Below are 23,870 nucleotides of genomic sequence, written 5' to 3'. Positions count from 1 at the left end.
CGGTGACACGGGCGTGGCAGAGTCGGCGTATGGCGCATGAACGTTCTCCTTTGCGGTTGGTGCCCGAGCCCGCGGCGGGCCCGGTCGGACGGGAGGCCCCCGCGGTGCTGGGGGCGGTGGAACTGGTGCCCGGCCGGGTCCGGGCGGCGGTCGTCGCGCGCTCCGGGGGCGTACTGGACCGGGCCGAGGCGGTGTTCGACGCCGCCTCCCGGCTGCCCGGGGAGGTCGACGCGGCGCTCGCCCGGGCCGCCAGGGTGTTCGCGGGGCACCGGCTCAGTGGCGTCGGCGTCGCGGCGGCGGGCGTCGTCGATCCCGCGGCCGGAAGGATCGTCGAGGTGAACGACGCCCCCTCGCTGCGCGGCTACCCGGTCAGCGAACGGCTGGAGGCGCTGACCGGCGCCCCGGTGCGCGTCGAGCACCGGGCCAGGGTGCAGGTGCTGGGCGACCGGTGGTTCGGTCCCGGGCGCGGCCGGCGGTCCTTCGCCTCGGTGTCCACGGGCGAGGTCCTGGGCGTGGGCATCCTCTACGGCGGCGAGGTGCTGGCCCCCGACGGCGGCCGCAGCGGCGCCCACATGACGGTGTCGGCGAGCGGCGAGGTGTGCACCTGCGGGCGGCGCGGCTGCTGGAAGACGCTCGCCACGACGCGCTGGCTGCGCCGGCGCGCGGCCGAGCTCGGGCTCGACGGGCTCGACGGCCGCGCCGACCCGCTCGCCGCCCTGGTGGCGTGCGAGGACGAGCGGGCCGCCCGGGTGGTGGCGCGGTACGCGGAGAACCTGGTGCTGGGGCTCGCGACCGTGCAGCAGCTGTTCGCCTGCGGCCTCTTCGTCCTGCACGGCGAGGCGCGCGAGGGCGGGGAGAGCTTCCGGGCCCTCGTGGAGTCCCGGCTGCGCGCCGACGTGCTCGGCGGCGGTGAACTGCCCCGCGTGATGGTGAGCGAGGCGGCGGTGGACGACGTCGCGCTGCTGGGCGGCGCGGGGCTCGTCCTGTCGCGCGGCCAGCGCGGCTAGCGCGGGGGTCACGGGGGTCACGGGTGTCACGGGCTTCATCCGGCGTCGCCGCCCGCCCGCCGCCGGGCCGGCTCCCCGCCCGGAGCGCCGCTGTGCGCGGGGCCCGCCTCCCGCAGCCGCCGGGCCCGCGCCGGATCGGGTACCGGGACCGCGTCGAGAAGCTGGCGCGTATACGGGTGGACGGGCGCGGTGAGGACCTGGGCGGCCTCCCCGATCTCCACGATCCGGCCCCGGCGCATCACGGCGACCCGGTCGGCCACCTGCTGGACGACGGCGAGGTTGTGCGAGACGAACACGTAGGTCAGTCCGAGGCGGCGCTGGAGGTCGGCCAGGAGGTCGAGGACCCGGGCCTGGACCGACACGTCGAGGGCGCTGGTGGGCTCGTCCAGGACGACCAGCCGGGGGTTGAGGGCGAGCGCGCGGGCGATGGAGACGCGCTGGCGCTGGCCGCCGGAGAACTCGTGCGGGTAGCGGTCCAGGATGCTCGCGTCCAGTCCCACGGCTTCGAGGAGTTCCCCGACCCGCTCCCGCGTGCGGGCCCGGCCGCGCCGGCCCCTGGCCTGCGGCTCGTGGGTCACGAGGGGCTCGGCGACGATGTCCACGATCCGCATCCGCGGGTTCATGCTGGAGTACGGGTCCTGGAGGACGACCTGCATCTGCCGGCGGACCCGCCGCAGTGGTGCCGGGCCGAGGGCGTGCAGGTCGGCGCCGTCGAAGCGCACGCTGCCCGCGGTGGGCTCCAGCAGGCGCAGCAGCAGCCGGGTGAGCGTGGTCTTGCCGCAGCCGGACTCCCCGACCAGCGCGAGCGTCTCGCCCTCGTGGACGCTCAGGCTCACGTCGTCGACGGCGACGCTGCCCGGCCGCCCGCCGAACTCCTTGCGCAGCCCTTCGAGGACGAGCAGGGGCGGGGCCTCGGTGGTCATGAGACGGGCTCCAATCGGGGCGTGACGGCGAGCAGTTGCCGGGTGTACGGATCGGTGGGGCGGGCGAACACCTCGTGCACGGTGCCGCTCTCGACCGCCCGGCCGTGGTGCATGACGACCACGCGGTCCGCGGTCTCCGCGACGACTCCGAGGTCGTGCGTGATGAGGAGGACGGCCATGCCGTGCCGGGCCTGGAGCGTGACGAGCAGGTCGAGGATCTGCCGCTGCACGGTGACGTCGAGGGCCGTGGTCGGCTCGTCGGCGATCAGTACGCGGGGCCGTGCGACGAGCGCGGCGGCGATCATGACGCGCTGGCGCAGTCCGCCGGACAGCTCGTGCGGGTACTGGCGGTAGCGCCGCTCGGGGTCGGGGATGCCGACCTCGTCCAGGGCGGCGAGCGCCGCGTCCCTGGCCTGCGCCCGGTTGTGCGTGCCGTGGTGGCGCAGCACCTCGGCGACCTGCCGGCCGACCCGTTGCAGCGGGTCGAGGCTCGTCATCGGGTCCTGGAAGATCATGGAGATGTCGGCGCCCCTGATGCCGCGCAGGGCCCGTTCGCCTCGGGTCAGGACGTCCTGGCCGTCCAGCAGGACCTGCCCGCCGGTGTACACGCAGGGCGGTTCGGGGTTCAGCCGCATCGCGGACAGGGCGGTGGCGGACTTCCCGCTGCCCGACTCGCCGACGACGGCGAGGGTTTCGCCGGCGCGGACCGACAGGCTCAGTCCGCGCACGGCGTGCACGGTCGTGGTGGCGAGGCGGAAGTCGACGTGCAGGTCACGGATGTCCAGGACCGGCTGGGCGGGGGCGTGGGGTTCGGTCGTCATCGGCGGTACGCCTTCGGGTCCGCGACGTCGCGCAGGGCGTCGCCGGTGATGTTGACGGCGAGGGAGGTGAGCATGAGGGCGATCCCGGGGAAGACGGCGACCCACCACGAGGTGCCGAGGTAGAGCTGGCCGTCCGCGAGCATCGAGCCCCAGGTCACCGTCTCCTTCGGCACGCCCAGGCCCAGATAGCTGAGCGAGGCCTCGGCGACGATGGCGGCGGCGACGTGCAGGGTCCCGATCGTGGCGAGCGGGGCCATCACGTTGGGCAGCAGGTGGCGGCGCATGATCGCGCCGTGTCCGGCCCCGATCGCATGGGCCTCCGTCACGAAGTCCCGGGAGCGCAGCGAGAGCACCTCGGACCGTACGACGCGGGCGTACGACACCCAGCCGGTGATCCCGAGTACGAGGACGACGTACCACAGGCCCGAGCCGACGAAGCCGACGACGGCGAGGGCCAGCAGGATCGCGGGGAAGGCGAGCTGGACGTCGGCCAGCCGCATCAGGACCCGGTCGGTCCAGCCGCCGAAGTAGCCGGAGCTGAGTCCGACGGTGGTGCCGATGAGCCCGGCGAGCAGTGCGGCCCCGGCGCCCACCAGGAGGGACACCCGGGTGCCGTAGACGACGCGGGAGAGCAGGTCGCGGCCGAGCTGGTCGGTGCCCAGGAGGTGGGCGGCGCTGCCGCCGTCCTGCCACACCGGCGGTCGCAGCCGGTCGAGCAGGTCCTGCGCGTTGGGGTCGGCGGGGGCGATCAGCGGTGCGAACAGGGCGCACAGGACGAGGAGCGCGAGGAAGGCCAGGGCGGCCACGGCGAGCCGGTTGCGCAGCAGTACGCGCAGGGCGGCGGCGCGTGGCGCGGGGGCGGGCACGGTCCGCTCGTCCGTCGCGGGCGCGGGGGAGGTGGTGGTCATCGGGAGGTCCTCACCCTCGGGTCGAGGAGGCTGTAGGAGAGGTCGACGAGCAGGTTGACCACGACGAAGGTCGCGGCGAACAGCAGCACGGTGGCCTGGACGAGCGGGAAGTCGCGGTTGGAGATGGCCTCGATGGTCAGCTGTCCGACGCCCGGCCAGGAGAAGACCTGTTCGGTGAGGATCGCGCCGCCCAGCAGGCTCCCGACCTCCAGGCCGACGACGGTGACGACCGGCAGCGAGGCGTTGCGCAGACCGTGGGTCAGCACGATCTTGACGGGGCCGAAGCCCTTGGCACGGGCGGTGCGGATGTGGTCGGCGCTCAGCACGTCGACGAGGGAGGAGCGCAGCAACCGCGCGACGACGGCGACGGAGTACACGGCCAGGGTCACGGCGGGCAGCACCAGGTTGCGGAAGCCGCCGTATCCGGAGGCGGGCAGGGCGTGCAGTCCGACGGCGAAGACCAGGATCAGGAGGATGCCGACCCAGAAGGGCGGGGTCGACTGGCCGAGCAGGATGCCGGTCATCACAGTGCGGTCGGTGGCCCGGCCCCGGCGCATCGCGGCGACGATGCCCGCCGGCACCGCGAGGACGAGGGTGACGACCAGGGCCGCGGCGGCGAGCTGGAGGGTGGCGGGGATACGGTCGGCGAGCACCGAGCGCACCGGCTGGTTGTAGAAGAGGGAGTCGCCGAAGTCGAGGCGCGGTATGCCCCACAGGTAGTCGAGGTACTGCCGCAGCAGTGGCCGGTCCAGGCCCAGACTGTGGCGCAGGACGGTCTCCTGATGGGCGCTCGCGTCGGGGGGCAGCAGGACCTTGACCGGGTCGCCGGAGAGCCGGACGAGGAAGAACGCGACGGTCGCGGTGCACAGCAGGACGAGCAGCGCGGTGCCGATCCGGGTGGCGACCGTGCGCAGGATCGTCAGAGCGGTGTTCCGGGGCGCGGTCGCGCTGGGGGCGGGCCCGCCGGTCACGGTGGGGTCCTCGGTGGGGGCGGTGGTGCTCATCGGCCCACCTCAGCGCTCGCCATGTCGAGGACTCCGGCGGAACCCGGTTTCCAGCGCGGCCGGTCGTTGCGGGCGTAGATGTTGTCCAGCTGGTAGAGCGGGACGAAGGGCGCCTCCCGCTTGATGAGCTGTTGCAGTTCGGAGAAGGCGCGCCGGCGGGTGCCGGGGTCGACGGACAGCTCCTCCAGGTCGACCAGGCGGTCCGCCGCCTTGTGGTGCCAGCGGCTCTGCCTGCGGTCGCTGCGCACATTGGACTGGAGCATGCTCTCGCCGTCGAGGGTCCACACGGTGGAGGCGGCCAGGTACATCGGACCGAGCGCGCCGTGGTTGTCGGAGGTCAGCCGCTGCGCGTAGGTGCCGGGGTCGAGGAGGTTCACCGTGGCGCGGACACCGGCGCGGGCCAGCAGCCCGGACAGCGCCTCGGCCACGTTGGCGTCGGCGTTCGACGCGGTGAGGGTGGTGCGGAACCCGTCGGGGTGACCGGCCTCGGCCAGCAGCTTGCGGGCGGTGGGCACGGAACGGGTGAACGGGGTCACCTCGGGGTCGAAGCCGAAGGCGCCGCGCGGGATCATCGCCGGCACCTCGCCGGCCTTTCCGCCGAGCACCGCCTTGACCAGGAGCGGTACGTCGATGGCGTGGTTGAGGGCCTGACGCACCCGGCGGTCCCGCAGCGGCCCGGGGGAGAGGGTGTCCAGGGACAGGTAGGAGGTGCGGATGCCGGGGTAGTGGTCGAGCGTCACCCCGGTGTAGCCGTCGAGCTGTTGCGCCGCGTCGGGGGTGAGGCCCGCGACGAGGTCCACGCCCCCGCTCTGCAGGGCCGCGAGCGCGGAGGACGCGTTGGGCGCGGGACTGAAGACCAGTTCGTCCAGTGCCGGGCGGCCGTCCCAGTGGCCGTCCCAGGCCCGCATCCGCAGTTCGTGGTCGCGCTGCCAGCGGGCGAAGGTGAACGGGCCGGTGCCGACGGGGTGCGCCGCGAAGCCCGCGTCGCCCACCTCGGCGAGGTGGCGCGGAGGCACCACGACACCGCCGAACAGCGACACCTTGTCGGGCAGGATCGGATCGTGCACGGAGGTGTGGAAGTCGACCGTGTGCCGGTCCACGACGCTCACGTCCTCGACGTAACGCAGCTCCACGATCGGCGACTTGGTCTTCGGGTCGAGGAGCCTGCGGATGCTGAAGCGCACGGCCTCGGCGTCACAGGGCTCCCCGTTGTGGAAGGTGACCCCCGGCCGCAGCCGAAAGCGCCACACGCGCGGCGAGAGCGCCTTCCAGGACAGCGCGAGCCGGGGCCGCAGTTTCCCGTCACGCCCCCGGGTGGTCAGCGTGTCGAACATGTTGACCAGCGCGTTCATCGAGACCATGTCGCCCTGTTTCTGCGGGTCCATGGTCTTCGGGTCGCCCGTCTGCGAGACGCGCAGCACGTTCCCCGCGCCGGTCGCGGGGTCCGTGCCGCAGCCGGTGAGCAGGGCCGGGGCGGCCACCGCGGGCAGCACCGCGCTGCCGTACCGCAGGATCGTGCGGCGCGAGGGCCGGCCACGGGCTCCGCTCCACCCTCCACGTATTCGTTCCATTGAACAACACACCCGTTCCGGCAGATGGAATGCAGTGGGGGTAAGCTAGGCGACATGGGGAAACCGGTCAACACCCGTTCCAGTGCGCAGCCGGCCGGGCGGCCGACTGCCGGTCAGTCCGTCACGGGGCCAGTGGACAAGGCGATGGAGGTGCTCTCCGCGCTCGTCGCCGGGGGTGCGCCGCACCGCCTCGCCGACCTCGCCCGCCGCACCGGCCTGGCCAAACCGACCGTGCACCGGCTGCTGCGCTCGCTCGCGGACTCGGGTTTCGCCGAGCCCGCCGAAGGGGGGAGCTACCGCGCCGGCCCCCGGCTCCTGGGGCTCGCCGCCGCCGCTCTCGACGGGGGGCCCGAACTGCGCCTGGCCCGCCCGGTCCTGGCGGACCTGCGCACCCGCACGGGGCTGTGCGCCCACTACGCGGTGCGGGACGGGGCGGCCACCGTCTGTCTCGACGTCTCCGAACCGGCGCGCGAGTACGCCGTGGGGCCCCGGCCCGGTTCCCGGTCCCCGCTGCTCGGCTCGGCAGCGGGCCTCGCCGTGCTGGCCGCCTCGCCGGCCGCCGAGGCGGAGGCGGAGATCGCCCGGTCCGAGGCCGGACAGCCGGACCCCTGGGAGCCGTTCGCCGAGGAGCCCGGCGCCGCCGTGCTCCCGGTGCCGGCCGGGCGCCTGCGGGCCGCCGTGGAGCTGGCCGCGCGGCACGGATACGCCGTGGAGGACGGATTCGTCCGGGAGGACCAGCGGGCCGTCGCCTCGGTGGTGCGCGAGGGCACCGGACGCGTCGTGGGCGCACTCGTGCTCACGGGCCTCGCCTTCACCCTCGACGACGCGAGCGTCGACCTGTACGGACCGATGGTGCGCGCGGCCGCCGGCTCGGTGTCGGCGGCGCTCGGCGAGCGCGGCCCCCGGCTGGGCCTGGTGCCCGGGCGGGCCTTCGAGGCAGGGGAGACACGATGAGCGCCGACATCAACCGCGCCGAAGAAGACGCGACGCACGCGGGGGAGCGGTCCCGGATCCTGGAGCGGGGGCGGGAGCGCGGCCTGTTCTCCGGCGCCGCCTGGTCGGTGGGCACCGCGAGCGGGCCCCTGGACCGGGGCTGGACCGGGACGAGGAGCTGGGGCGGGGAGCCGCTGGACGGCGAGGACCTGTGGGACCTCGCCTCGGTGACGAAACCGGTCGTCGGGCTCGCGGTGCTCGCGCTCGCCGACCGGGGCGCGCTCGCCCTCGACGACACGGTGGGCGTCCACCTCGCCCGCTACCGCGGCACCGACAAGGCGCCGCTCACGATCCGCGGGCTCCTCACGCACACCTCCGGGCTGCCGGGACAGGTGCCGATGTACCGCTCCCACCCCACGCGCGCGGCCCTGCTCGACGCGCTCGGTACGCTGCCGCTCCTGGCGCCGCCCGGGGAGCGGGTCGTCTACTCCTCCCAGGGCTTCATGCTCCTCGGCCTGATCGCCGAGCAGGCGGGCGGACAGCCGCTCGACGCCCTCCTGGACGCGCTGGTGCTCTCCCCGCTGGGCCTGCGCGACACCGGTTTCCGCCCCGCTCCGCAGGAGCGCGAGCGCTGCGTGGCCACCGAGGACTGCCCCTGGCGCGGGCACGTCGTGCGCGGCGAGGTCCACGACGAGAACACCGTGGTGCTCGGCGGGATCGCCGGGCACGCCGGCCTCTTCGCCCCTCTCGCCGACGTCGAACGGCTGGGCGTGGCCCTCGCCGCCGGACTGCCCGGGGTGCTGCGGCCGCAGACCTCCGCCCTCATGACGGCCCCGCACACCGACGGCCTCAACCTCCGCCGCGCCCTGGCCTGGCAGGGACAGGACCCGGTCGACTCACCCGTGGGCCCGTCCTTCGGTCCCGACTCCTTCGGCCACACCGGCTTCACCGGGACCAGCGTCTGGTGCGACCCCCGGGAAGGGCGGTACGCGGTCCTGCTGACCAACCGCGTGCACCCGAGCCGCGAACGCACCGGATTCACCGAGCTGCGACGGGAGTTCCACGCGGTGCGGGACTGAGAGGGGGTGCCTGCGGGGCTCGGGTCCCAGGCGGCCCGGAAGGGCGGGCCCGTCGCTGTGCGTGAGAGCCACGCGGGAGAGCGCAGGCGGTGAGGGGCGGTCGGTCAGGGCATTCGGGTGGTCCTCCCGCCGTCTGGGCGCCGCCACCCCGGATTGACGATATGTCGATCCTGTTTTCCGCTCATGACGCCCCGTCGTTTCTTCCGCCCCGGACGACCGCCGCTCGGGTGGACCCCGGCGGGCCCCCGCCCGCCGAGCCCTCCACCGCCGGACCTGCTTGCTACCTTGCGTCCCGTTTCGGGCAGTTCGGTGGTCAAGGACAGGAGCGCGTGCGTGAAGATCCTCGTAGTCGGTGGCGGGCCCGCCGGCCTCTACTTCTCCCTCCTGATGAAACGGCAGGACCCCCGCCACGAGATCACCGTCCACGAACGTAATCCGGCCGGCTCCACCTACGGCTGGGGCGTCACCTACTGGGGGGAACTGCTCGGCGAACTGGAGCGGCACGACCCCGCGTCGGCCCGGGCCGTACGCGAGGCGTCCGTGCGCTGGAGCGACGGGACGGCCCGGGTCCGCGACCGGGTCACCGTGCACCACGGGGACGAGGGCTTCGGCATCGGCCGCCACCGCCTGATCGCCCTGCTCACCGACCGCGCCCGCGAACTCGGCGTCGACGTGCGCTTCGACAGCGAGATCGACCCCTCGCACCTGCCCCCGGCCGACCTCGTGGTCGCGGCCGACGGCGTGAGCAGCGCACTGCGCGAGCGGCACGCCCACCACTTCCGCCCCGAGGTCACCCACGGACGCAACAAGTACCTGTGGCTCGGCACCCCCAAGGTCTTCGACAGCTTCAGCTTCGCCTTCGTCGAGACCCCGCACGGCTGGATCTGGTGCTACGCCTACGGCTTCGGCGCCGAGGGCAGCACCTGCGTCATCGAGTGCGCCCCCACCACCTGGCGGGGCCTTGGACTCGACACCGCCGACGAGGCCACCGGGCTCGCCACCCTGGAGAAGCTGTTCGCCGGGCTGCTCGACGGCCACCCCCTCATCGGCCGCGCCCACGCCCACGCCACCCCGCACTGGCTCAGCTTCCGCACCCTCACCAACCGGACCTGGCACCGGGACAACCTCGTCCTGCTCGGCGACGCGGCCCACACCACCCACTACTCGATCGGTGCCGGAACCACCCTCGCCCTGGAGGACGCGATGGCCCTCGCCGGGGCACTGCGCGCGGGCGGCCCCCTCGCCCCGGCCCTCGAACGCTACGGACGCGAACGCCGCGAAGCCCTGCTGCCAGTGCAGAGCGCGGCCCGGTACAGCGCGCAGTGGTACGAGAACCTGCCGCGCTACATCAATCTCGCCCCCGAGCACATGTTCGCCCTGCTCGGCCAGCGGCACTCCCCGCTGCTCCCCTACGTACCGCCCCAGCTCTACTACCGGATGGACCGCGCCGCAGGACAGCTGGAGTCCCTGCGGCGCCTCAAGCGCTGGCTCGGGCCACGCCTGGCCCGCACCGTCCAGAGCCGGTCCACCGCCGGGCGCGACTGACGCGTCGGCGCCTCCCGCCCCCGAGCGGGAGGCGCCGACAGGTCAGCCCCCGAGCAGCAGGTGCCGCAGATGCGCGCAAGCCGCCGCCTCCGAGTCGTGCCGGGCCACCCGCTGCCAGGAACCCCGCTCACAGGCCCCCGTCTCCCAGGCCCCGCCCGCCCCGTCCGCCGGTGCGGTACGCAGGTACAGGAAGTCGGGCGGCGGCGGCGCCGGTTCGTGCACGCCCTCGACCCAGTACACGGTGTCCGGGAGACCGGCGGCCCGCAACGCGCTCACCAACGCCGTTCTGTCCACGGCCGCAGGTTACGCGACCGTGGACAGATAGCCGTGGTCCAGCAGCCACTTGACGTTCAGCCGTTCCCCTTCGCCCGGGTCGAGGAACTCCGCGTCCAGCTTGATCTGCCGACCGCCGCCGGGCTGCGCGAACCACGGGGCGATCGGCCCCTGCCACACCGTGAACCGCTTCCGCACCTCGTACACGTGGTAGTCGCAGGGCGACACCGGCTCACGGGTGTTGAGGTTCTGCGGCGGCAGCGCGCGCTTCGCGTACGAGTCCCCGGCCGGGGCCAGGAAGCCGCCGTACACCGAGCCGAAGCGGTCCAGCCGCTCCCCGCGCCGCAAGCGGGTCGCCGTACGGTCCGGCTTGCCGTTGGTCTGCGTGAAACCGTCGTTCGGCGGGTACTTCCAGCTGCCGGTCGAGGCGTCGCCCTCCCAGTACTTCTTCAGGAACGCGGCCGGGGACAGGCCCCCGGTGCGCTGCCAGCCCCGCAGCAGCGGGCCGACCGGCTGCTGCCGGGGGCCGGGGAGATGACGCGGCCCCAGCCGCGCGTCACCCCGGAACTCACCCGTGCACGGAGCCGGACGGGTGCCCGACGGGGCGGGTTTGACCGTTTTCTCCACCGCCGGGGCGGGAGCGGCGGACAGCGCCGTCGCGGCCAGGGCGGCCAGCAGCAGGGGCAGGGATTTCGACGTCACGCGAAGCATCCTCCGGGTTCTGCGGACCCGGGCGCACCCGGCGCGACCGCCGTGACGGCGCGCCCGGTCCGCCCGGTGATCGACCCGCTGAAAACTACCGGCGGCCCCCGCGCACACCCTCGCCAAAGGGTGTTCCGGGGACAAAACCCCACCGAACGAGTGAGGGCGCCGCATGCAAACCCCGGACGTCCCCGCCGCCTTCGCGGCGGGCGGGAGCCGCGTCCAGGCCGCCCTCGCGGTGCGGTATCCGGTGCCTCCACCACTCTCCCGCCGCACGATCCACCCCTCCGCGGTCTTCAAAAGCGGGCCGCAGCGTCAATAACCTGACCCTCATGTCCCGTTGACCGTGGTCCGCCGCAGACAGAGGAGCGCCATGTCCACCGCCCCGCAGGTAACCGACATCCTGTCGCCCGAGTTCGCCGCCGACCCCTACCCGACGTACGCCGTCCTGCGCGAGAGCGCCCCGCTGCTGTGGCACGAGCCGACCGGCAGCTACCTGGTCTCGCGCTACGACGACGTGGAGCGCGTCTTCAAGGACCGCGAGGGCCAGTTCACCACCGACAACTACGACTGGCAGCTCGAACCCGTGCACGGCCGGACCATCCTCCAGCTCAGCGGCCGCGAGCACTCCGTGCGCCGGGCCCTGGTGGCGCCCGCCTTCCGCGGCTCCGAGCTGCGCGACACCTTCCTGCCCGTGATCGAGCGCAACTCCCGCGAACTCATCGACGCCTTCCGCCAGTCGGGCGAGGCCGACCTCGTCGACGCCTACGCGACCCGTTTCCCGGTCAATGTCATCGCCGACATGCTGGGCCTCGACAAGGCCGACCACGCGCGCTTCCACCGCTGGTACACCGCCGTCATCGCCTTCCTCGGCAACCTCTCCGGCGACAAGGACGTGCAGGCCGCGGGCGAACGCACCCGGGAGGAGTTCGCCGCCTACATGCTCCCGATCATCCGGGAGCGCAGGGCCAACCCCGGCAGCGACCTGCTCTCCGCGCTGTGCGCCGCCGAGGTGGACGGGGTGCGGATGAGCGACGAGGACATCAAGGCGTTCTGCAGCCTGCTGCTCGCGGCCGGCGGCGAGACCACCGACAAGGCGATCGCCAGCATCTTCGCCAACCTGCTCGCCCACCCCGAGCAGTTGGCGGCCGTCCGCGCCGACCGTTCGCTGATACCGCGCGCCTTCGCCGAGACGCTGCGGTACACCCCGCCCGTCCACATGATCATGCGGCAGACCGCCGTGGAGGTACGGCTCACCGGCGGCCCCGTACCGGCCGGGGCGACCGTGACCTGTCTGATCGGCGCGGCCAACCGCGATCCGGCGCGCTACACGGACCCGGACCGCTTCGACCTGTTCCGCGAGGACCTCACCACGACGACCGCGTTCTCCGCCGCCGCCGACCACCTCGCCTTCGCCCTCGGCCGGCACTTCTGCGTCGGCGCGCTGCTCGCGAAGGCCGAGGTGGAGACCGGGGTCAACCAGCTGCTCGACGCGATGCCCGACGTACGGCTCGCCGAGGGCTTCGACCCGCGCGAACAAGGGGTGTTCACGCGGGGACCGCAGTCGCTCCCGGTACGGTTCACCCCGGCCGCCCCGGTACCCGCCTGAGCCCGCCCGCCACCACCGGCCTCACCTCGCAGTCGCCTCACATCACCGTCGGGGAGAAGGTCACCGGAAGCTCCTCCAGACCCCGCATCCAGATCGAGGGGCGCCAGCGCAGGGCCTCGCCCTCGACCGCCATCGCCACGTCCGGCAGCCTGCCGAGCAGCGTGTCGATGGCGGTCTGCGCGATGACCCGGGCGATCTGCGGCGCCGGATGCGGACAGCGGTGCTCACCGTTGCTGAACGACAGGTTCGCCGCGTTCTCCTCCCCGACGTACCCCTCCGGCCACACCTCGGGGTCCGTGTTGGCGGCCGACAGGCCCATGACCACGCAGTCGCCCGCGCGGATCAGCCGCCCGCCCAGCTCCACGTCCCGGGCCGCCCAGCGGCCGATGAAGTTCTGCGTCGGCGTGTCCAGCCACAGCGTCTCGTTGAGCGCCTCGGGCACCCCCACCCGGCCCCCCGCGAGCCGGTCCGCGAACCGGTCGTCGAGCAGCAGCAGCCGCAGGGCGTTGCAGATCCAGTTCGCGGTCGGCTGCTGACCGGCGGCGATCACCGAGATGAGGTCCTGCACGATCTCCTCGTCGCTCAGCCCCGCCGGATCGCAGGTCATGTGCGAGGTGATGTCCCGGTCGGGCCGCAGCCTGCGGTCCTCGACCAGCGCGTGAATGCGCTCGCCGACCCTGCCGTACGCGGCCACCGGGTCCTCGCCCTCCTCGGCGTCCAGGGAGATCCGCAGATCCCGCACCAGCTCCTCGGTCTCCTCCTCACCGGCCGGCATCCCGCACAGCTCGACGATGACCCGCACGGGCACCGAGTGCACATACGCGCGCATGAGTTCGGCCCGGCCCGCGCCCGCGAAGCGCGCGATGAGCCGGTCCCCGACCGCCTCGCACACGAGCGACACGTCGTACAGGTCCATCGCCTCCAGCGCCCGGGAGATCACCCCGGCCCGCCGCCGGTGCTCGGGCCCCTCGGCGAACAGCACGGACGGCTGGAAGCCGACATAGGGCAGCAGCGGCCAGTTCCCCGGGATCGCGTCCCACTGGTTCCAGCGCCGGGAGTCCCGCGCGAAGATCTCGTCGTGCGCGGTGACGTAGGTGACCTCCGGATAGCCGAGCGCCAGCCAGGCCGGCACGTCGTCGTCGAGCAGGACCGGCGCCACCGGGCCGTACTGACGGCGCAGCGCGCGGTACAGGTCGGCCGGGGGCCGCTGGAACTCCAGACCGCCGATCCGGAACGGCTGCTCCCCCTCGTGCGCCGGGCACCCGGGGGGCGCCGCCCGCGCGGCGGCCTGCGGGGAATGCGGGGGAGCGGACGAACCGGCGTACGCCGCCTCCGCGTTCCCGTCCCCCTCCCCGGGGTACGGCGCGACCTGCTGCGGATACGGCGCCGAGGTGCCGTATCCGGCCGGGATGTCGTAGGACCCCGGGGGGTCGTACGAGGCCGCGCCGTCGTGGGGGAGCCCGCCCGGGTGCCGGTCAGGCCGCGGCACCGCGCCGTCGTCCGGGCCGGAGGGCGGGAAAGAGTGGTTCACCGGTTCGGTCATGAGGTGGCCGCCTCCCGGGCCAGAGCCCTTGTGTAGAGGTGATCGACGAGGCTCAGCAGGACGCTCTTGCCGGAGGAACGCACCCGGGCGTCGCAGTCGAGCATCGGGACGTGCTCCGGCAGGGAGAGCGCCTGCCGGATCTCACCGAGGGAGTAGTAGTGCCCGTCGGTCTCGAAGCGGTTGACGGCGACCACGAAGGGGGTGCGGTGGAACTCCAGGCGGTCGACGGCGTACCAGGAGTCCGCGACCCGGCGTGTGTCGACCAGCACCACCGCGCCGAGCGCGCCCGAGAACAGCCGGTCCCACAGGAACCAGAACCGCTCCTGGCCCGGCGCCCCGAACAGGTAGAGCACCGTGCGCTCGCTCAGCGTGATGCGCCCGAAGTCGAAGGCGACGGTCGTCGTCGTCTTGTGGTCCACCCCGCTCGGATCGTCCACCCCGACCCCGGCCTGGGTCATGACCTCCTCGGTGTTGAGCGGACGGATCTCGCTCACCGAGCGCACCAGGGTGGTCTTGCCCACCCCGAACCCGCCCACCACGACGATCTTCAGGCCGTTGTCGGCCGTATCGGACAGCGGTGTGCGCGCGGGCGGTTCAGAGCCTGTGGAGTCCATGCAGCACCTCCCTCAGGATGGCGATGTCGGGGTGGGCGGCGTCCTGGCGCAGCCGCGGCCTGCGGGCGCTGATCCGGCCGCCGGCCAGCAGGTCGTCGAGCAGGATGCGGGTGACGGCCACCGGCAGTTCGAGTTCGGCGGAGAGTTCCACGACCGCGATCGGATGCCGGCTCAGATCGAGGATGCGCCGGTGCTCCGAGGACAGCCCCGCGCACTGCGCCGACTCCCGCACGATCAGCGTCACGAGGTCGAAGGTGTGCGCGTCGCCCTCGGTCCTGCCGCTCGTGACGAGGTACATCCGGTCCGGGGCGCCCACCTCGATGGGGCCGCGCGGTGTCACGAGGAGCCGGCGTTCTGGACCGGGGTGCGCGGCTCGGCCCGCAGATACGTCCCGATCGCCGAGACCAGCAGGGTCATCTCCTGGCCCACGTAGCCCGGATCGGCCTCCTCGGCGGCGACCACCGCGAGATGCGCGCCCTCGCCCGCGTCCACGATGAGCAACTGGCCGCCGTGGTACTCCGTCATCGAGTGCCTGACCCCGCCGGAGTGGTCGCCGAACTCCATCGAGGCGCCCTGCGCGAGCGCCTGGATGCCGGAGCAGATCGCGGCCAGCTGGTCGGCCTGGTCGAGCGTGAGGTGGCGGCTCCAGCAGAGCTTGAGCCCGTCCCGGGACAGCACGAGGGCGTGCCGGGTGCCGGGGGTGCGCTCCAGCAGGTTCTCCAGGAGCCAGGTCAGGCTGTTGTCAGTCGTCGGCATGGTGTGCGCGGGCGGGACCGGAGCGGCGCTCCGGCCGGGTGCCCTTGTCTCCTATCGCGTTCGCCGGGCTGGGGGAGGACGTACGGGGCCGGGGGCCCGGTGCGGGCCCCCGGCCCCCGGCTCAGTCGGAGGGGGGAAGGGCGGGGTCGGGCCCCGCGGTGCTCCGGTCCCCGGCCGGGGCCGCCGCGTGCCCGCCGGTGGGGCGGGGAGCGGTGGCGGATCCTTCCTGCGGAGTTCCGGACGGGTTCCGCCCGGCGCGCACGGCGCGGTGGAAGGAGCCGAACAGCCGGCCGACGTCGCGCACCGGCGGCGGCCCGGCCTCCTCCGGCATCGCGGCGAAGGCCTGGTCGACCGCCGCCATGGTGCGGCCCGGGGGCCGTACCGGCAGTCCGTGCTCGGTGGAGACGCGCGGCCCGGGTCCTGCGGGAGCGGGGATCACCGGGGGAGCGGGCGGGCGCTCCTCCTTGCCGGAAAACGTCTGCGGGGCGGCCTCACCGGAGCCTTCGCCGAAGGTCCTGGCCGTCGCGGAACGGGCCGGGAGCGGGGGCGCCTCGCCCTGCTGACTGCCGGGCGCCGGTGTGGGGGCCGGCGCCGACGTGGTCCCCGCCGCCGCTCCCGTCCGCTCACCGTCTGCCGCCCGGGCCGCGGCCTCGCGCGCCAGGGTCTCCGCACGTTCGGCCCGCCGGCGCGCGCGGTCCACGGGCGGTGCGCCCGGGGAGGTGACGGCGGGCAGCCCGCTCTTCTCCGCGTCGAGCGGGTGCGGGGGCTGACGCTGGGCGATGTGCTCGGAGGGGATGAGGATCACGACGCCGGTTCCGCCGCGCGAGGAGGGCCGGAAGTTGACGGTCAGCCGGAACCGGTGCGCGAGGATGCCGACCACGTTGAGCCCGTAGTGGTGGTTGCGGAACTCGGCCAGGTCGAGGACGCGCCCCGCGATGCAGTCCTCCAGATAGGGCAGGGCCGCCGGCGGGATCTTCAGCCCGCTGTCCTCGACCGTCACGATGATCCCGGCGGTGCGTTCCTCGACGTAGACGTGCACCTCGTCCATCGGCGGGGAGTACTGGGCGGCGTTGTTGATTACCTCGGCCAGCAGGTGCATGATCGCCTCCGCCGAGCGGCCGACGATCGCGAGCTTGCTGTCGTTGTGCGTCTTGACCCGCCGGTACGACTGGATCTTGCCGATCGCCCCGCGCAGGATGCTCTCCATCACGATCGGCCTCGTCCACAGCCGGCTGCCCCGGCCGCCCACCATCCAGGCGATGCGGTCCGCGGACAGGGCGAGCTGGGAGGCGGTCTCGTCGAGGAAGAACAGGTCCTTCAGGGCCTCCTGGCCGTAGCGGAACTGCATGTCCCGCAGGTGGTGCAGAATCGTGGTGTTGCGGGCCTGCACCTTGGTCAGCACGTGCCGGACCATGCCGTAGGCGACCTTGGCCCGGCGCACCCCGGTGTGGGTCGTCCACGCGAACTCGTCCAGCGCCTTCGCGAGCCGGGGGTCCTCGGGCAGGTGCACGCGGTGCAGCGCGTCCCCGTGGTTCTTGTTCTCGCGGAAGCGGCTCACCACGAGCGGCACGGTCTCCCCGGCGTACCGCTCGACGTCCCGGTCCAGCGCGTGGAAGCGCCGTTCGGCCTCCTGGGCGGCCAGCCGGGCGCCCACCACCCGCTCCTGGCCGCGCGCCAGCTCCTCCGTGAAGGTCCGCAGCACGGCCACCAGTTGGGGGTCGGAGGGCAGCGGCACCGAGGCCAGCGCCTCGTCCGCCCCGTTGCCCTCGCGCAGCCGTTCGACGAGGGAGGGCAGGACGGCGTGCGCGATCCGGGAGGCCTCCGCGCCGTGCTCGGCCAGCCGCGACCTGGCCGCGGCGCTCTCCGCCTCGGCCCGCGCGGTCCTGCGCCGGTCCCCGCGTACGAGCGTCTGCGTCCGGGCCGCCGTCAGCGCCAGGCACGTCCAGGCCACCACCCCGGTCCACCCCACCCAGGGCCGGGCCGGGGCGGGCGCGCTCAGCCACACCGCCCCCGCCCCGGCCGCCGCCACGAGGAGGGTGGCGAGAGCGGGCAACGGGGACACGGGCCGGGGGCTGCCCGAGCGGCGCGGACGTTGGGGGGCAGACACTGACATTCTGCGGTCCCTCGGTGTCGGAGTGGTGGGGGGCGTACGCGGGTGGTTGTACGGGAACGGCACGCGGAGCGGCGGGAGATGGGGCGCGGATCCGTATTCGGCCGTCATGCTAATCACGCCCCGAGCCGGCTGATCCACCTCTGCGCATCACTGCCCCACGATGGTGGTGTTTCCCGTGGATTCCCCGGACCGGCGGCTTCGCGCGTGGTAGGAGCGCACGCGCCGCCGGTCAGGAAGGCGCGGGGACCCGTCGCATCGGGACCGGCCCGGGCTGATGGCGTGCGGGTGTTCGAGTCCCGGGCTCGCGGCGACGGGGAGCGGCCGTGCGCGGCTGAGGCGTCTCAGCCCCTGCCGTCCCCGGTGGCCGGTGACGCCGAGAGGGCCGGTGCTCCCGAGAAGTGCGCCCCGGGGGTCTCCCCGTCTCCTGGCGGAAGGCCGCGACGAAGGAACTCGGGGACGAGTAGCCGACATGGTGCGCGACGGCGGACAGCGGGCGGCACTGTGAATACTTCGCGCTCCGCGTCTTCCGGGGCGGTCGCTTCTACCTGACCGCGCACCAGCGGGAGGTCCTCCGCATGATCGCCGACTGCGCGGCCGAACCGGCGGCCACCGCCTGACCGAGGGGCGCGCGGGCCGGCACCCCGGGGCGATGCCGGCCGTCACGGCCGCACAGCCCGGCGGGGGGCCGCGACGCCGCCCACCAGGCCCGTAGGGTTGTCCGGCCATCACACCTGCGATGATGTGATCAGAAGATGAACGGAAATTGACCCGGGGGGGCCATGGGAACTGTCGGAACCGCGCTGCTCGAACTGAGAACGGCGCAGAAGTCGTCCAAGGGCGTATCGCTCTACTCACGCTTCGTGAACCGGCCCGCCGGACGCTGTCTGGCCGCCGTGTCCCACGGACTGCGCCTGACGCCGAACCAGGTCACGCTCGTCAGTGCCCTGTTCAGCTTCGCCGCCGTCGTCGGCCTCGCGGTCGGCACCCCGGGCTGGGGCCTCGGGCTGCTGGTCTGGCTCGGGCTCGCGATCGGCTTCGCCTTCGACTCCGCCGACGGACAGCTGGCCCGGCTGCGCGGGGGCGGCAGCGCGGCGGGGGAGTGGCTGGACCACGTCGTGGACTGCGCCAAGATCACCGCGCTGCACGCCGTCGTCCTGATCGCCTTCTACCGGCACCCCGCCGACTTCGGGACCGGGGACCGGGCCTGGCTCCTGGTGCCGCTGGCCTTCCAGTTCGCCGCCGTCGTGACCTTCTTCGGCGGGCTGCTCACCGAGAAGCTCAAGCCCCGGCCCGCCCCCGGCACGCCCGCCGAGTCCCCCTCCACGGTGCGCGCGCTCGCGCTGCTGCCCGTGGACCACGGCGTGTTCTGCCTGGTGTTCCTGGTGCTGGGAGCGGGGCCCGGCTTCCGCTGGGCCTACACGGCCTTCGGTGCCGCGGCCGTGCTCTTCCTGCTCGCCTTCCTCACGAAGTGGTTCCGGGAACTGAACGCAGTTCAGCGCTGAAGGCGGCCGGGGCCTCCGGCTGGGCGAGCACGTCCAGCGCACGGCGAAGCTGTGTGCTGGACGTGTGCACGGTGTAGGGGAAGTAGACGATGTCGACGCCGACCTCGGCGAAGTCCCGCTCCAGCTTGTCGCCCTTGGGGGTCCCGCGCCAGTCGTCGCCCTTGAAGAGCACGTCGAAGCGGACCTGCCGCCAGGTGTCCACCTTGTCCGGCACCGTCTCGACGAAGGCCGCGTCCACGTACTTGACGCTGCGTACGATCTCCAGCCGCTCGACAAGCGGAATCATCGGGCGGCGGCCCTTGGTGCGCTCGCACATCTCGTCCGAGACCACCCCCGCGACCAGGTAGTCGCACTGACTCCGGGCGTGCCGCAGGATGTTGAGATGCCCTATGTGGAACAGATCGTATGCACCTGGTGCATAACCGACCCGATACGGTCTGCCGGTCGTCATCTGGGAAACCCCCCTGGTCTCGTTCGCACCCTTCGTACGGTGCGATGTCCGACGATAGCGTGCACGTTCCCTTTGGTGTGAGTGAACGATTAGGGTAAGAACGGTTCGCCTGCGAGGGGGAAACAGTTCGCACCTGGGCGAATGCAGGGGGAAGGGGAACGCTGCGTGACAGCGAATGACAACTCCGGAGCGATACCGGCTCCGGAGCCGTCCGGGCCGGCGCACACCGGAAACGGAACCGGAACAACTGGCTCCGCAGGAGGGCCGGGCGGGGGTCCGGCGGCTGCCGCGCCGGAACCCGCGAGGGACGCCGGGCGGCCGGCGGGCGGCCGGCGGCGCACGCTGCTGATGGTCTCCACCAACTACGCGCCCGAGCACGCCGGGATCGGCCCGTACGCCACCCAGATCGCCGAGCACTGGGCGTCGAGCGGCCACGACACCCACGTCCTGGCGGGGATGCCGCACTACCCCGCGTGGTCCGTGGACCCGGCGTACACGGGGGTCTGGCGCCGTGTCGAGGACCGCAACGGCGTGACCGTGCACCGCCGCAGGCACACCGTGCCGCCCCGCCAGACCGCCGCCCGCCGCGCCCTGTTCGAAGGCACGATCCTGCTCCACGGAGCCGTCGCCCCGCCCAGGATGAGCCGCCCGGACGCGGTGCTCGCGCAGATGCCGAGCCTCGCCGGAGGGGTGCTCGCCGCCCGGCTCGCGCACCGCTGGAAGGTGCCGTACGTCCCCGTCGTCCAGGACCTCATGGGCGCGGCCGCGGCCCAGAGCGGAATCCGCGGCGGGGACCGCGCCGCGAGTCTCGCCGCCCGCGCCGAGTCCTTCGCGCTGCGCCGCGCGACCCTCGTCGGAGTCATCCACGAGACCTTCGCGGCGAAGGTCGAGGCGCTCGGCGTCGCCCCCGAGCGCATCCGCCTGGTCCCCAACTGGTCCCACGTCGAGAGCCCCACCGGCGACCGCGCCGCGACCCGGGCCCGGCTCGGCTGGGCCCCCGGCCAGACCGTCGTCCTGCACTCCGGCAACATGGGCCTCAAGCAGGGCCTCGACGTCCTGGTCGAGTCCGCCCGCAGGGACCCCGCCGTGCGCTTCGTCCTCATGGGGGACGGCAACCAGCGCGCCCACCTGGAGGAACTCGGCCGGGGCGTGCCCAACCTGGACTTCCTGCCGCCCGCCGAGGACGGACAGTTCATGGACGTGCTCGCCGCCGCCGACGTGCTCGCCGTCACCCAGCGCGCCTCCGTCCTCGACATGAGTGTGCCCTCCAAGCTCACCTCGTACTTCGCCGCGGGCCGCCCGGTCCTCGCCTCGGTCGCCGCCGAGGGCGGAACGGCGCAGGAGGTGCGGCGCTCCGGGGCCGGGGTGCTCGTCGTGCCGGAGGACCCCGAAGCCCTCCTCAAGGAAGTGCGTAGACTCGCTGACGACCCGGCGGGAGCCGGAGCACTGGGGGAGGCGGGACCGCGTCATGTCGCGGCCCATCTGACGCGTGAGGCGGGACTCGCCCGCATCGACGCACTCATCGAAGAGGCCATGGGGGGTCTGCGCACATGACCGACACGCATGTCCGGGCGGCGGGGGACGACGAACCGGACCTGTTGCGGGACCAGTTCCGTCAACTTCTGCGCTACCGCTGGCTGATAGGCGGCGGCATAGGCATCGGACTGGTCGGCGGCGCCTACCTGGGGATCACCTCCTCCGAGTCCTACGCGGCGAGCAGCGACATCGTGGTGCGCACCCCCACCACCAATCCCTTCGACGGTTCGGCGGCGCCGGACAAGAACGTCAACATGAACACCGAGCGGCAGACGGCGCTCAGCACCAACGTCGCCGAGATCGCCGCGAAGAAGCTCAAACAGCCCTCCGCGGCACGCGAGTTGAAGAAGAACCTCCAGGTCACCAACCCGCCGCAGAGCCTGACCCTGCGCTTCACCTACACCGACGGCTCGCCCACCGAGGCCGCCCGCCGCGCCAACATCCTCTCCCAGGCGTACCTGGACGCGAGCGAGAAGAAGTGGTCGGACCTGCGCGACGGCATGGTCAAGCGGCTCACCAACCAGGTCAACCCGCTCGGCAAGAAGCAGAACCAGCTCGCGAGCGAACTCGACACCATGACCGAGGGCTCCTCCGCCTACGACGCCCTGCAGACACAGAACGTCAACCTGAAGAGCCGCATCAGCGACCTCCAGAACCAGATCGACAGCCTCAAGGGCCTGGACATGGCAGCCGGTTCGGTCACCCAGAAGGCGAGCCCGCCCGACACCGCCGACGGGCTCGGCGTGTTCATGTCCCTCGCGCTCGGCGGCGCCCTCGGCATCGCGCTCGGACTCCTCGGCGCCTGGGTCAGGCTCGTCTTCGACCCCTCGCCCCGCTCCACCGGCGACGTCGCGCGCGCCGTGCGCGCCCCCGTCCTCGGCTCCCTGCCGCACGGCGCGGGCAAGGCGCTGCTGGCCGGTGAGCTGACCGACTCGCGCGCCGCCGAGGAGTACCGCTCGGTCGCCTTCCGGCTCGCCTACGACTCCCGGTTCGCCGACCGCCGCAGGCTCCTGGTCGTCGCCGCCCGCGACGCGAGCATCCAGGCAGCCGCGGCCGTCGCCTCCAACCTCGCCGCGTCCTTCGCGGAGACCGGCAAGGACGTCCTGCTCGTCGAGGCCGACCTGCGCACCCCGGCCCTCGGGGGACGGCTGCGCACCAGCTCCGGCCGTCCGCGCTGGAGCCTGCCGCCGGACGCCGACGAGAACGGCTGGCCCGGACCGCGCCCGCTCACCGTCGACGCGGGGGAGTCGGGCACCTTCGACCTCGTCCCCGGGCAGCGCGTGCGCAACGTGGCCCGCGCGCTGACCTCGGCGCGCACCACCCGGCTCATCGACGAGGCCGACGACTCCGGCGCCACCGTCGTCGTCCTCGCCCCGCCCGTCCTCGCCTACGCCGACGCCCTCGCCCTCGTGGACCGGGTCGACGGCGTCGTCATCGTGTGCGACATGCGCAGCGTGCACCGCACCGAACTGGCCCGCATCCGCGAGCTGATCGTCGGCGCCGGCGGTACCGTCCTCGGCGCCGTCACCCACGACGAGGGCGGCAGGGCCGCGAAGCGCAAGGGCAGCGGTGGCCGTCGCGCGGGCGGCGCCGAACGGCCCGGCCCGGGCTCCGGCCCCGGCCGTCCCCCCGCCCCGGCCCCGGAACCCGACCCCGTACGGCCGGTGCGGGACGGCAGCGAGACCGTCACCCTGCGCACCCTGCGCCCCGAGGACCTGCGGACGGGCGACAAGAGATGAGACGTTCGGCCACGGTCGCGGCCTCCGTGCTCGACCAGGCCGCGTCCAGCCTGACCAACATCCTGGTCCTGGTGATCGTCGCCCGGGTCTCGACCGCCACGGGCTTCGCCGCCTTCTCGATGGTCTACGTGACCTTCACGGTGCTGCTCGGGCTCAACATGTCGTACGTGGGCCAGGTGGTGGTGCTGGAGCGCGGCGAGTCCCGCGCGCTCGGCGCCGCCTGCCGTTCCGCGACGGCCTTCACCGCGCTCGCCTCGGTGCTCGCCGGGCTCCTGCTCGTCGCGGGCGGGGCGCTCGCGGGCGGCGCCTCCGGGCACGCCTTCCTCGCGCTCGGCGCGATCTTGCCGCTCGTGCTGCTCCAGGACGGGATGCGCTACAGCTTCTCCGCCCTCCAGGCCCCGCACCGGGCGCTGGCCGCCGACACCCTGCGGCTGGCCTGCGTGGTGCCCGCCCTGGTCACCCAGCCCCACCACGCGGGCCCCGCCCGCATGGTCGTGGCCTGGGGCCTGTCGGCGCTGCCCGCGCTGCTGCTGTCCCTCGTCCTGCTGCGGCCGTACGTGAAGGGGGCGCGGGCCTCGCTCGGCGCCTACCTGAGGCGGGGCCACCTCGGGCAGCGCTTCGTCGTCGAGTTCGCCGTCGGCAACGCCTCCAGCCAGCTCGCGGTGCTCGGCCTCGGCCTGTTCGCGAACCCGCTGGCCGTGGGCGCGCTGCGCGGTGCGACGACCCTGTTCGGACCGCTCAACGTCCTGTTCAACTCGGTCAACGCCTTCGGGCCGCCGGTCCTCGGCCGCTTCGGCGGCCGCCGCGCCACCGCGCGGGCCGCGGCCCTGCTCGGCGTCGTCCTCGGCGCGGTGGCCCTAGGCTGGGCCGCCGTGCTGTACGCGCTGCCCGACTCGGCGGGCCGCCGTCTCCTGGGCGCCACCTGGCAGTCCACCGCGCACCTGCTGCCCGCCACCGGCAGCCAGTACGCGGTGATGGCGCTCGGCACCTGCGCGCTGGTCACCCTGCGCGTCCTGAACCCGCGCGCGACCCTCTCGCTCCAGGTCGTGTTCTCCCTGCTGTCCGTCGCCTTCATGCTCGGCGGCTACGGACTCGACGGGGTCCAGGGCGCCGCCTGGGGACTGGCCCTCGGCTCGGCGCTGAAGGCGGTCGCCGCGTGGACCCGGGTGAGCCGGCTCCCGGCGGCCCCGGCCGCGCAGGAGGCGGAGGGCAGCCCCGCCGCGGCCACCACCTGAGCCCGC

The 23,870-nt window shown here is 73.6% G+C and carries 22 protein-coding genes; 9 read left to right on the top strand and 13 right to left on the bottom strand.

Features of this window, described 5'->3' with window-relative positions:
• Positions 1-29: 29 nt before the first annotated feature.
• Entirely contained in the window at positions 30-1,007 is a 978-nt protein-coding gene (locus AB0J21_RS01110) for an ROK family protein (protein ID WP_363143632.1), read from the top strand.
• A 35-nt stretch (positions 1,008-1,042) separates the two neighbouring features.
• Here AB0J21_RS01110 and AB0J21_RS01105 read toward each other — a convergent pair whose 3' ends face one another.
• The 5 genes from AB0J21_RS01105 to AB0J21_RS01085 are packed head-to-tail and all read right to left on the bottom strand — an operon-like array spanning position 1,043 to position 6,234.
• The gene (locus AB0J21_RS01105) at positions 1,043-1,930 is read right to left on the bottom strand and encodes an ATP-binding cassette domain-containing protein (protein WP_363143631.1); all 888 of its coding nucleotides are present in this window, start codon (positions 1,928-1,930) and stop codon (positions 1,043-1,045) included.
• Positions 1,927-2,751 carry an ABC transporter ATP-binding protein gene (locus AB0J21_RS01100; protein ID WP_363143630.1) on the bottom strand — a complete coding sequence of 275 codons (825 nt, stop codon included), beginning with the start codon at positions 2,749-2,751 and terminating at the stop codon, positions 1,927-1,929. Before AB0J21_RS01100 ends, AB0J21_RS01105 begins: the two co-directional genes overlap by 4 nt.
• Complete coding sequence (locus tag AB0J21_RS01095; protein ID WP_363143629.1) at positions 2,748-3,659, bottom strand: ABC transporter permease; 912 nt, start codon at positions 3,657-3,659, stop codon at positions 2,748-2,750. Before AB0J21_RS01095 ends, AB0J21_RS01100 begins: the two co-directional genes overlap by 4 nt.
• Complete coding sequence (locus AB0J21_RS01090) at positions 3,656-4,663, bottom strand: ABC transporter permease (protein WP_363143628.1); 1,008 nt, start codon at positions 4,661-4,663, stop codon at positions 3,656-3,658. The genes AB0J21_RS01095 and AB0J21_RS01090 overlap by 4 nt, the downstream gene beginning before the upstream one ends.
• Complete coding sequence (locus tag AB0J21_RS01085) at positions 4,660-6,234, bottom strand: ABC transporter substrate-binding protein (RefSeq protein ID WP_363143627.1); 1,575 nt, start codon at positions 6,232-6,234, stop codon at positions 4,660-4,662. Before AB0J21_RS01085 ends, AB0J21_RS01090 begins: the two co-directional genes overlap by 4 nt.
• A gap of 54 nt (positions 6,235-6,288) precedes the next feature.
• Here AB0J21_RS01085 and AB0J21_RS01080 point away from each other — a divergent pair, with 54 nt between their 5' ends.
• The 3 genes from AB0J21_RS01080 to AB0J21_RS01070 all read left to right on the top strand — a co-directional run bounded on the left by AB0J21_RS01080 (position 6,289) and on the right by AB0J21_RS01070 (position 9,791).
• Entirely contained in the window at positions 6,289-7,188 is a 900-nt protein-coding gene (locus AB0J21_RS01080) for an IclR family transcriptional regulator (protein WP_363143626.1), read from the top strand.
• Positions 7,185-8,246, top strand: a complete 1,062-nt coding sequence (locus tag AB0J21_RS01075; protein WP_363143625.1) for a serine hydrolase domain-containing protein — start codon at positions 7,185-7,187, stop codon at positions 8,244-8,246. The genes AB0J21_RS01080 and AB0J21_RS01075 overlap by 4 nt, the downstream gene beginning before the upstream one ends.
• 333 nt (positions 8,247-8,579) lie before the next feature.
• Positions 8,580-9,791 (top strand): FAD-dependent monooxygenase, encoded by a 1,212-nt coding sequence (locus AB0J21_RS01070; protein WP_363143624.1) that lies wholly within the window; start codon positions 8,580-8,582, stop codon positions 9,789-9,791.
• A 42-nt stretch (positions 9,792-9,833) separates the two neighbouring features.
• Here AB0J21_RS01070 and AB0J21_RS01065 read toward each other — a convergent pair whose 3' ends face one another.
• Together AB0J21_RS01065 and AB0J21_RS01060 are read right to left on the bottom strand one after the other, a co-directional pair.
• Positions 9,834-10,085, bottom strand: a complete 252-nt coding sequence (locus tag AB0J21_RS01065; protein WP_363143623.1) for a hypothetical protein — start codon at positions 10,083-10,085, stop codon at positions 9,834-9,836.
• A gap of 9 nt (positions 10,086-10,094) precedes the next feature.
• Positions 10,095-10,766 (bottom strand): TNT domain-containing protein, encoded by a 672-nt coding sequence (locus AB0J21_RS01060; protein ID WP_363143622.1) that lies wholly within the window; start codon positions 10,764-10,766, stop codon positions 10,095-10,097.
• A 373-nt stretch (positions 10,767-11,139) separates the two neighbouring features.
• Here AB0J21_RS01060 and AB0J21_RS01055 point away from each other — a divergent pair, with 373 nt between their 5' ends.
• Positions 11,140-12,375: a cytochrome P450 gene (locus AB0J21_RS01055; RefSeq protein ID WP_363143621.1), complete on the top strand. Its 1,236-nt coding sequence runs from the start codon at positions 11,140-11,142 to the stop codon at positions 12,373-12,375.
• A 37-nt stretch (positions 12,376-12,412) separates the two neighbouring features.
• On the opposite strand, the gene AB0J21_RS01050 is transcribed toward AB0J21_RS01055, so the two are convergent.
• The 5 genes from AB0J21_RS01050 to AB0J21_RS01030 all read right to left on the bottom strand — a co-directional run bounded on the left by AB0J21_RS01050 (position 12,413) and on the right by AB0J21_RS01030 (position 17,401).
• Positions 12,413-13,918, bottom strand: coding sequence for a cytochrome P450 (locus tag AB0J21_RS01050; protein WP_363143620.1), 1,506 nt, complete (start codon positions 13,916-13,918; stop codon positions 12,413-12,415).
• Positions 13,915-14,532, bottom strand: coding sequence for an ATP/GTP-binding protein (locus AB0J21_RS01045; protein ID WP_363143619.1), 618 nt, complete (start codon positions 14,530-14,532; stop codon positions 13,915-13,917). The genes AB0J21_RS01050 and AB0J21_RS01045 overlap by 4 nt, the downstream gene beginning before the upstream one ends.
• Positions 14,513-14,872: a DUF742 domain-containing protein gene (locus AB0J21_RS01040; RefSeq protein WP_363143618.1), complete on the bottom strand. Its 360-nt coding sequence runs from the start codon at positions 14,870-14,872 to the stop codon at positions 14,513-14,515. The genes AB0J21_RS01045 and AB0J21_RS01040 overlap by 20 nt, the downstream gene beginning before the upstream one ends.
• Positions 14,869-15,288, bottom strand: a complete 420-nt coding sequence (locus AB0J21_RS01035; RefSeq protein WP_363143617.1) for a roadblock/LC7 domain-containing protein — start codon at positions 15,286-15,288, stop codon at positions 14,869-14,871. Before AB0J21_RS01035 ends, AB0J21_RS01040 begins: the two co-directional genes overlap by 4 nt.
• Positions 15,289-15,409: 121 nt before the next feature.
• Complete coding sequence (locus tag AB0J21_RS01030) at positions 15,410-17,401, bottom strand: ATP-binding protein (protein ID WP_363143616.1); 1,992 nt, start codon at positions 17,399-17,401, stop codon at positions 15,410-15,412.
• Positions 17,402-18,180: 779 nt separating this feature from the next.
• On the opposite strand from AB0J21_RS01030, the gene AB0J21_RS01025 reads away from it, so the two are divergent.
• Positions 18,181-18,903: a CDP-alcohol phosphatidyltransferase family protein gene (locus tag AB0J21_RS01025; RefSeq protein WP_363143615.1), complete on the top strand. Its 723-nt coding sequence runs from the start codon at positions 18,181-18,183 to the stop codon at positions 18,901-18,903.
• On the opposite strand, the gene AB0J21_RS01020 is transcribed toward AB0J21_RS01025, so the two are convergent.
• Positions 18,863-19,354: an adenylyltransferase/cytidyltransferase family protein gene (locus AB0J21_RS01020; RefSeq protein ID WP_363143614.1), complete on the bottom strand. Its 492-nt coding sequence runs from the start codon at positions 19,352-19,354 to the stop codon at positions 18,863-18,865. The two genes, AB0J21_RS01025 and AB0J21_RS01020, sit on opposite strands and share 41 nt — an antisense overlap.
• Positions 19,355-19,702: 348 nt before the next feature.
• Here AB0J21_RS01020 and AB0J21_RS01015 point away from each other — a divergent pair, with 348 nt between their 5' ends.
• From AB0J21_RS01015 to AB0J21_RS01005, 3 genes are read left to right on the top strand one after another with little or no spacing between them, the layout of a single operon-like run.
• Positions 19,703-20,908 (top strand): glycosyltransferase, encoded by a 1,206-nt coding sequence (locus AB0J21_RS01015; protein WP_363143613.1) that lies wholly within the window; start codon positions 19,703-19,705, stop codon positions 20,906-20,908.
• Positions 20,905-22,629: a lipopolysaccharide biosynthesis protein gene (locus tag AB0J21_RS01010; RefSeq protein ID WP_363143612.1), complete on the top strand. Its 1,725-nt coding sequence runs from the start codon at positions 20,905-20,907 to the stop codon at positions 22,627-22,629. Before AB0J21_RS01015 ends, AB0J21_RS01010 begins: the two co-directional genes overlap by 4 nt.
• Entirely contained in the window at positions 22,626-23,864 is a 1,239-nt protein-coding gene (locus AB0J21_RS01005) for a hypothetical protein (protein WP_363143611.1), read from the top strand. The genes AB0J21_RS01010 and AB0J21_RS01005 overlap by 4 nt, the downstream gene beginning before the upstream one ends.
• Positions 23,865-23,870 lie beyond the last annotated feature (6 nt).

It is taken from the genome of Streptomyces sp. NPDC049954 (genome assembly GCF_040656295.1).
GTDB lineage: Bacteria > Actinomycetota > Actinomycetes > Streptomycetales > Streptomycetaceae > Streptomyces.
This window is presented reverse-complemented; position numbering and strand designations above follow the sequence as displayed.

Bases quoted from the DNA above. Each gene is read 5' to 3' on its own strand.
- AB0J21_RS01030 (WP_363143616.1), bottom strand. From the start codon at position 17,401: ATGTCAGTGTCTGCCCCCCAACGTCCGCGCCGCTCGGGCAGCCCCCGG.
- AB0J21_RS01085 (WP_363143627.1), bottom strand. From the start codon at position 6,234: ATGGAACGAATACGTGGAGGGTGGAGCGGAGCCCGTGGCCGGCCCTCG.
- AB0J21_RS01105 (WP_363143631.1), bottom strand. From the start codon at position 1,930: ATGACCACCGAGGCCCCGCCCCTGCTCGTCCTCGAAGGGCTGCGCAAG.
- AB0J21_RS01025 (WP_363143615.1), top strand. From the start codon at position 18,181: ATGGGAACTGTCGGAACCGCGCTGCTCGAACTGAGAACGGCGCAGAAG.
- AB0J21_RS01110 (WP_363143632.1), top strand. From the start codon at position 30: ATGGCGCATGAACGTTCTCCTTTGCGGTTGGTGCCCGAGCCCGCGGCG.
- AB0J21_RS01045 (WP_363143619.1), bottom strand. From the start codon at position 14,532: ATGGACTCCACAGGCTCTGAACCGCCCGCGCGCACACCGCTGTCCGAT.
- AB0J21_RS01055 (WP_363143621.1), top strand. From the start codon at position 11,140: ATGTCCACCGCCCCGCAGGTAACCGACATCCTGTCGCCCGAGTTCGCC.
- AB0J21_RS01090 (WP_363143628.1), bottom strand. From the start codon at position 4,663: ATGAGCACCACCGCCCCCACCGAGGACCCCACCGTGACCGGCGGGCCC.
- AB0J21_RS01015 (WP_363143613.1), top strand. From the start codon at position 19,703: ATGGTCTCCACCAACTACGCGCCCGAGCACGCCGGGATCGGCCCGTAC.
- AB0J21_RS01005 (WP_363143611.1), top strand. From the start codon at position 22,626: ATGAGACGTTCGGCCACGGTCGCGGCCTCCGTGCTCGACCAGGCCGCG.
- AB0J21_RS01050 (WP_363143620.1), bottom strand. From the start codon at position 13,918: ATGACCGAACCGGTGAACCACTCTTTCCCGCCCTCCGGCCCGGACGAC.
- AB0J21_RS01100 (WP_363143630.1), bottom strand. From the start codon at position 2,751: ATGACGACCGAACCCCACGCCCCCGCCCAGCCGGTCCTGGACATCCGT.
- AB0J21_RS01010 (WP_363143612.1), top strand. From the start codon at position 20,905: ATGACCGACACGCATGTCCGGGCGGCGGGGGACGACGAACCGGACCTG.
- AB0J21_RS01095 (WP_363143629.1), bottom strand. From the start codon at position 3,659: ATGACCACCACCTCCCCCGCGCCCGCGACGGACGAGCGGACCGTGCCC.
- AB0J21_RS01080 (WP_363143626.1), top strand. From the start codon at position 6,289: ATGGGGAAACCGGTCAACACCCGTTCCAGTGCGCAGCCGGCCGGGCGG.
- AB0J21_RS01075 (WP_363143625.1), top strand. From the start codon at position 7,185: ATGAGCGCCGACATCAACCGCGCCGAAGAAGACGCGACGCACGCGGGG.
- AB0J21_RS01035 (WP_363143617.1), bottom strand. From the start codon at position 15,288: ATGCCGACGACTGACAACAGCCTGACCTGGCTCCTGGAGAACCTGCTG.
- AB0J21_RS01020 (WP_363143614.1), bottom strand. From the start codon at position 19,354: ATGACGACCGGCAGACCGTATCGGGTCGGTTATGCACCAGGTGCATAC.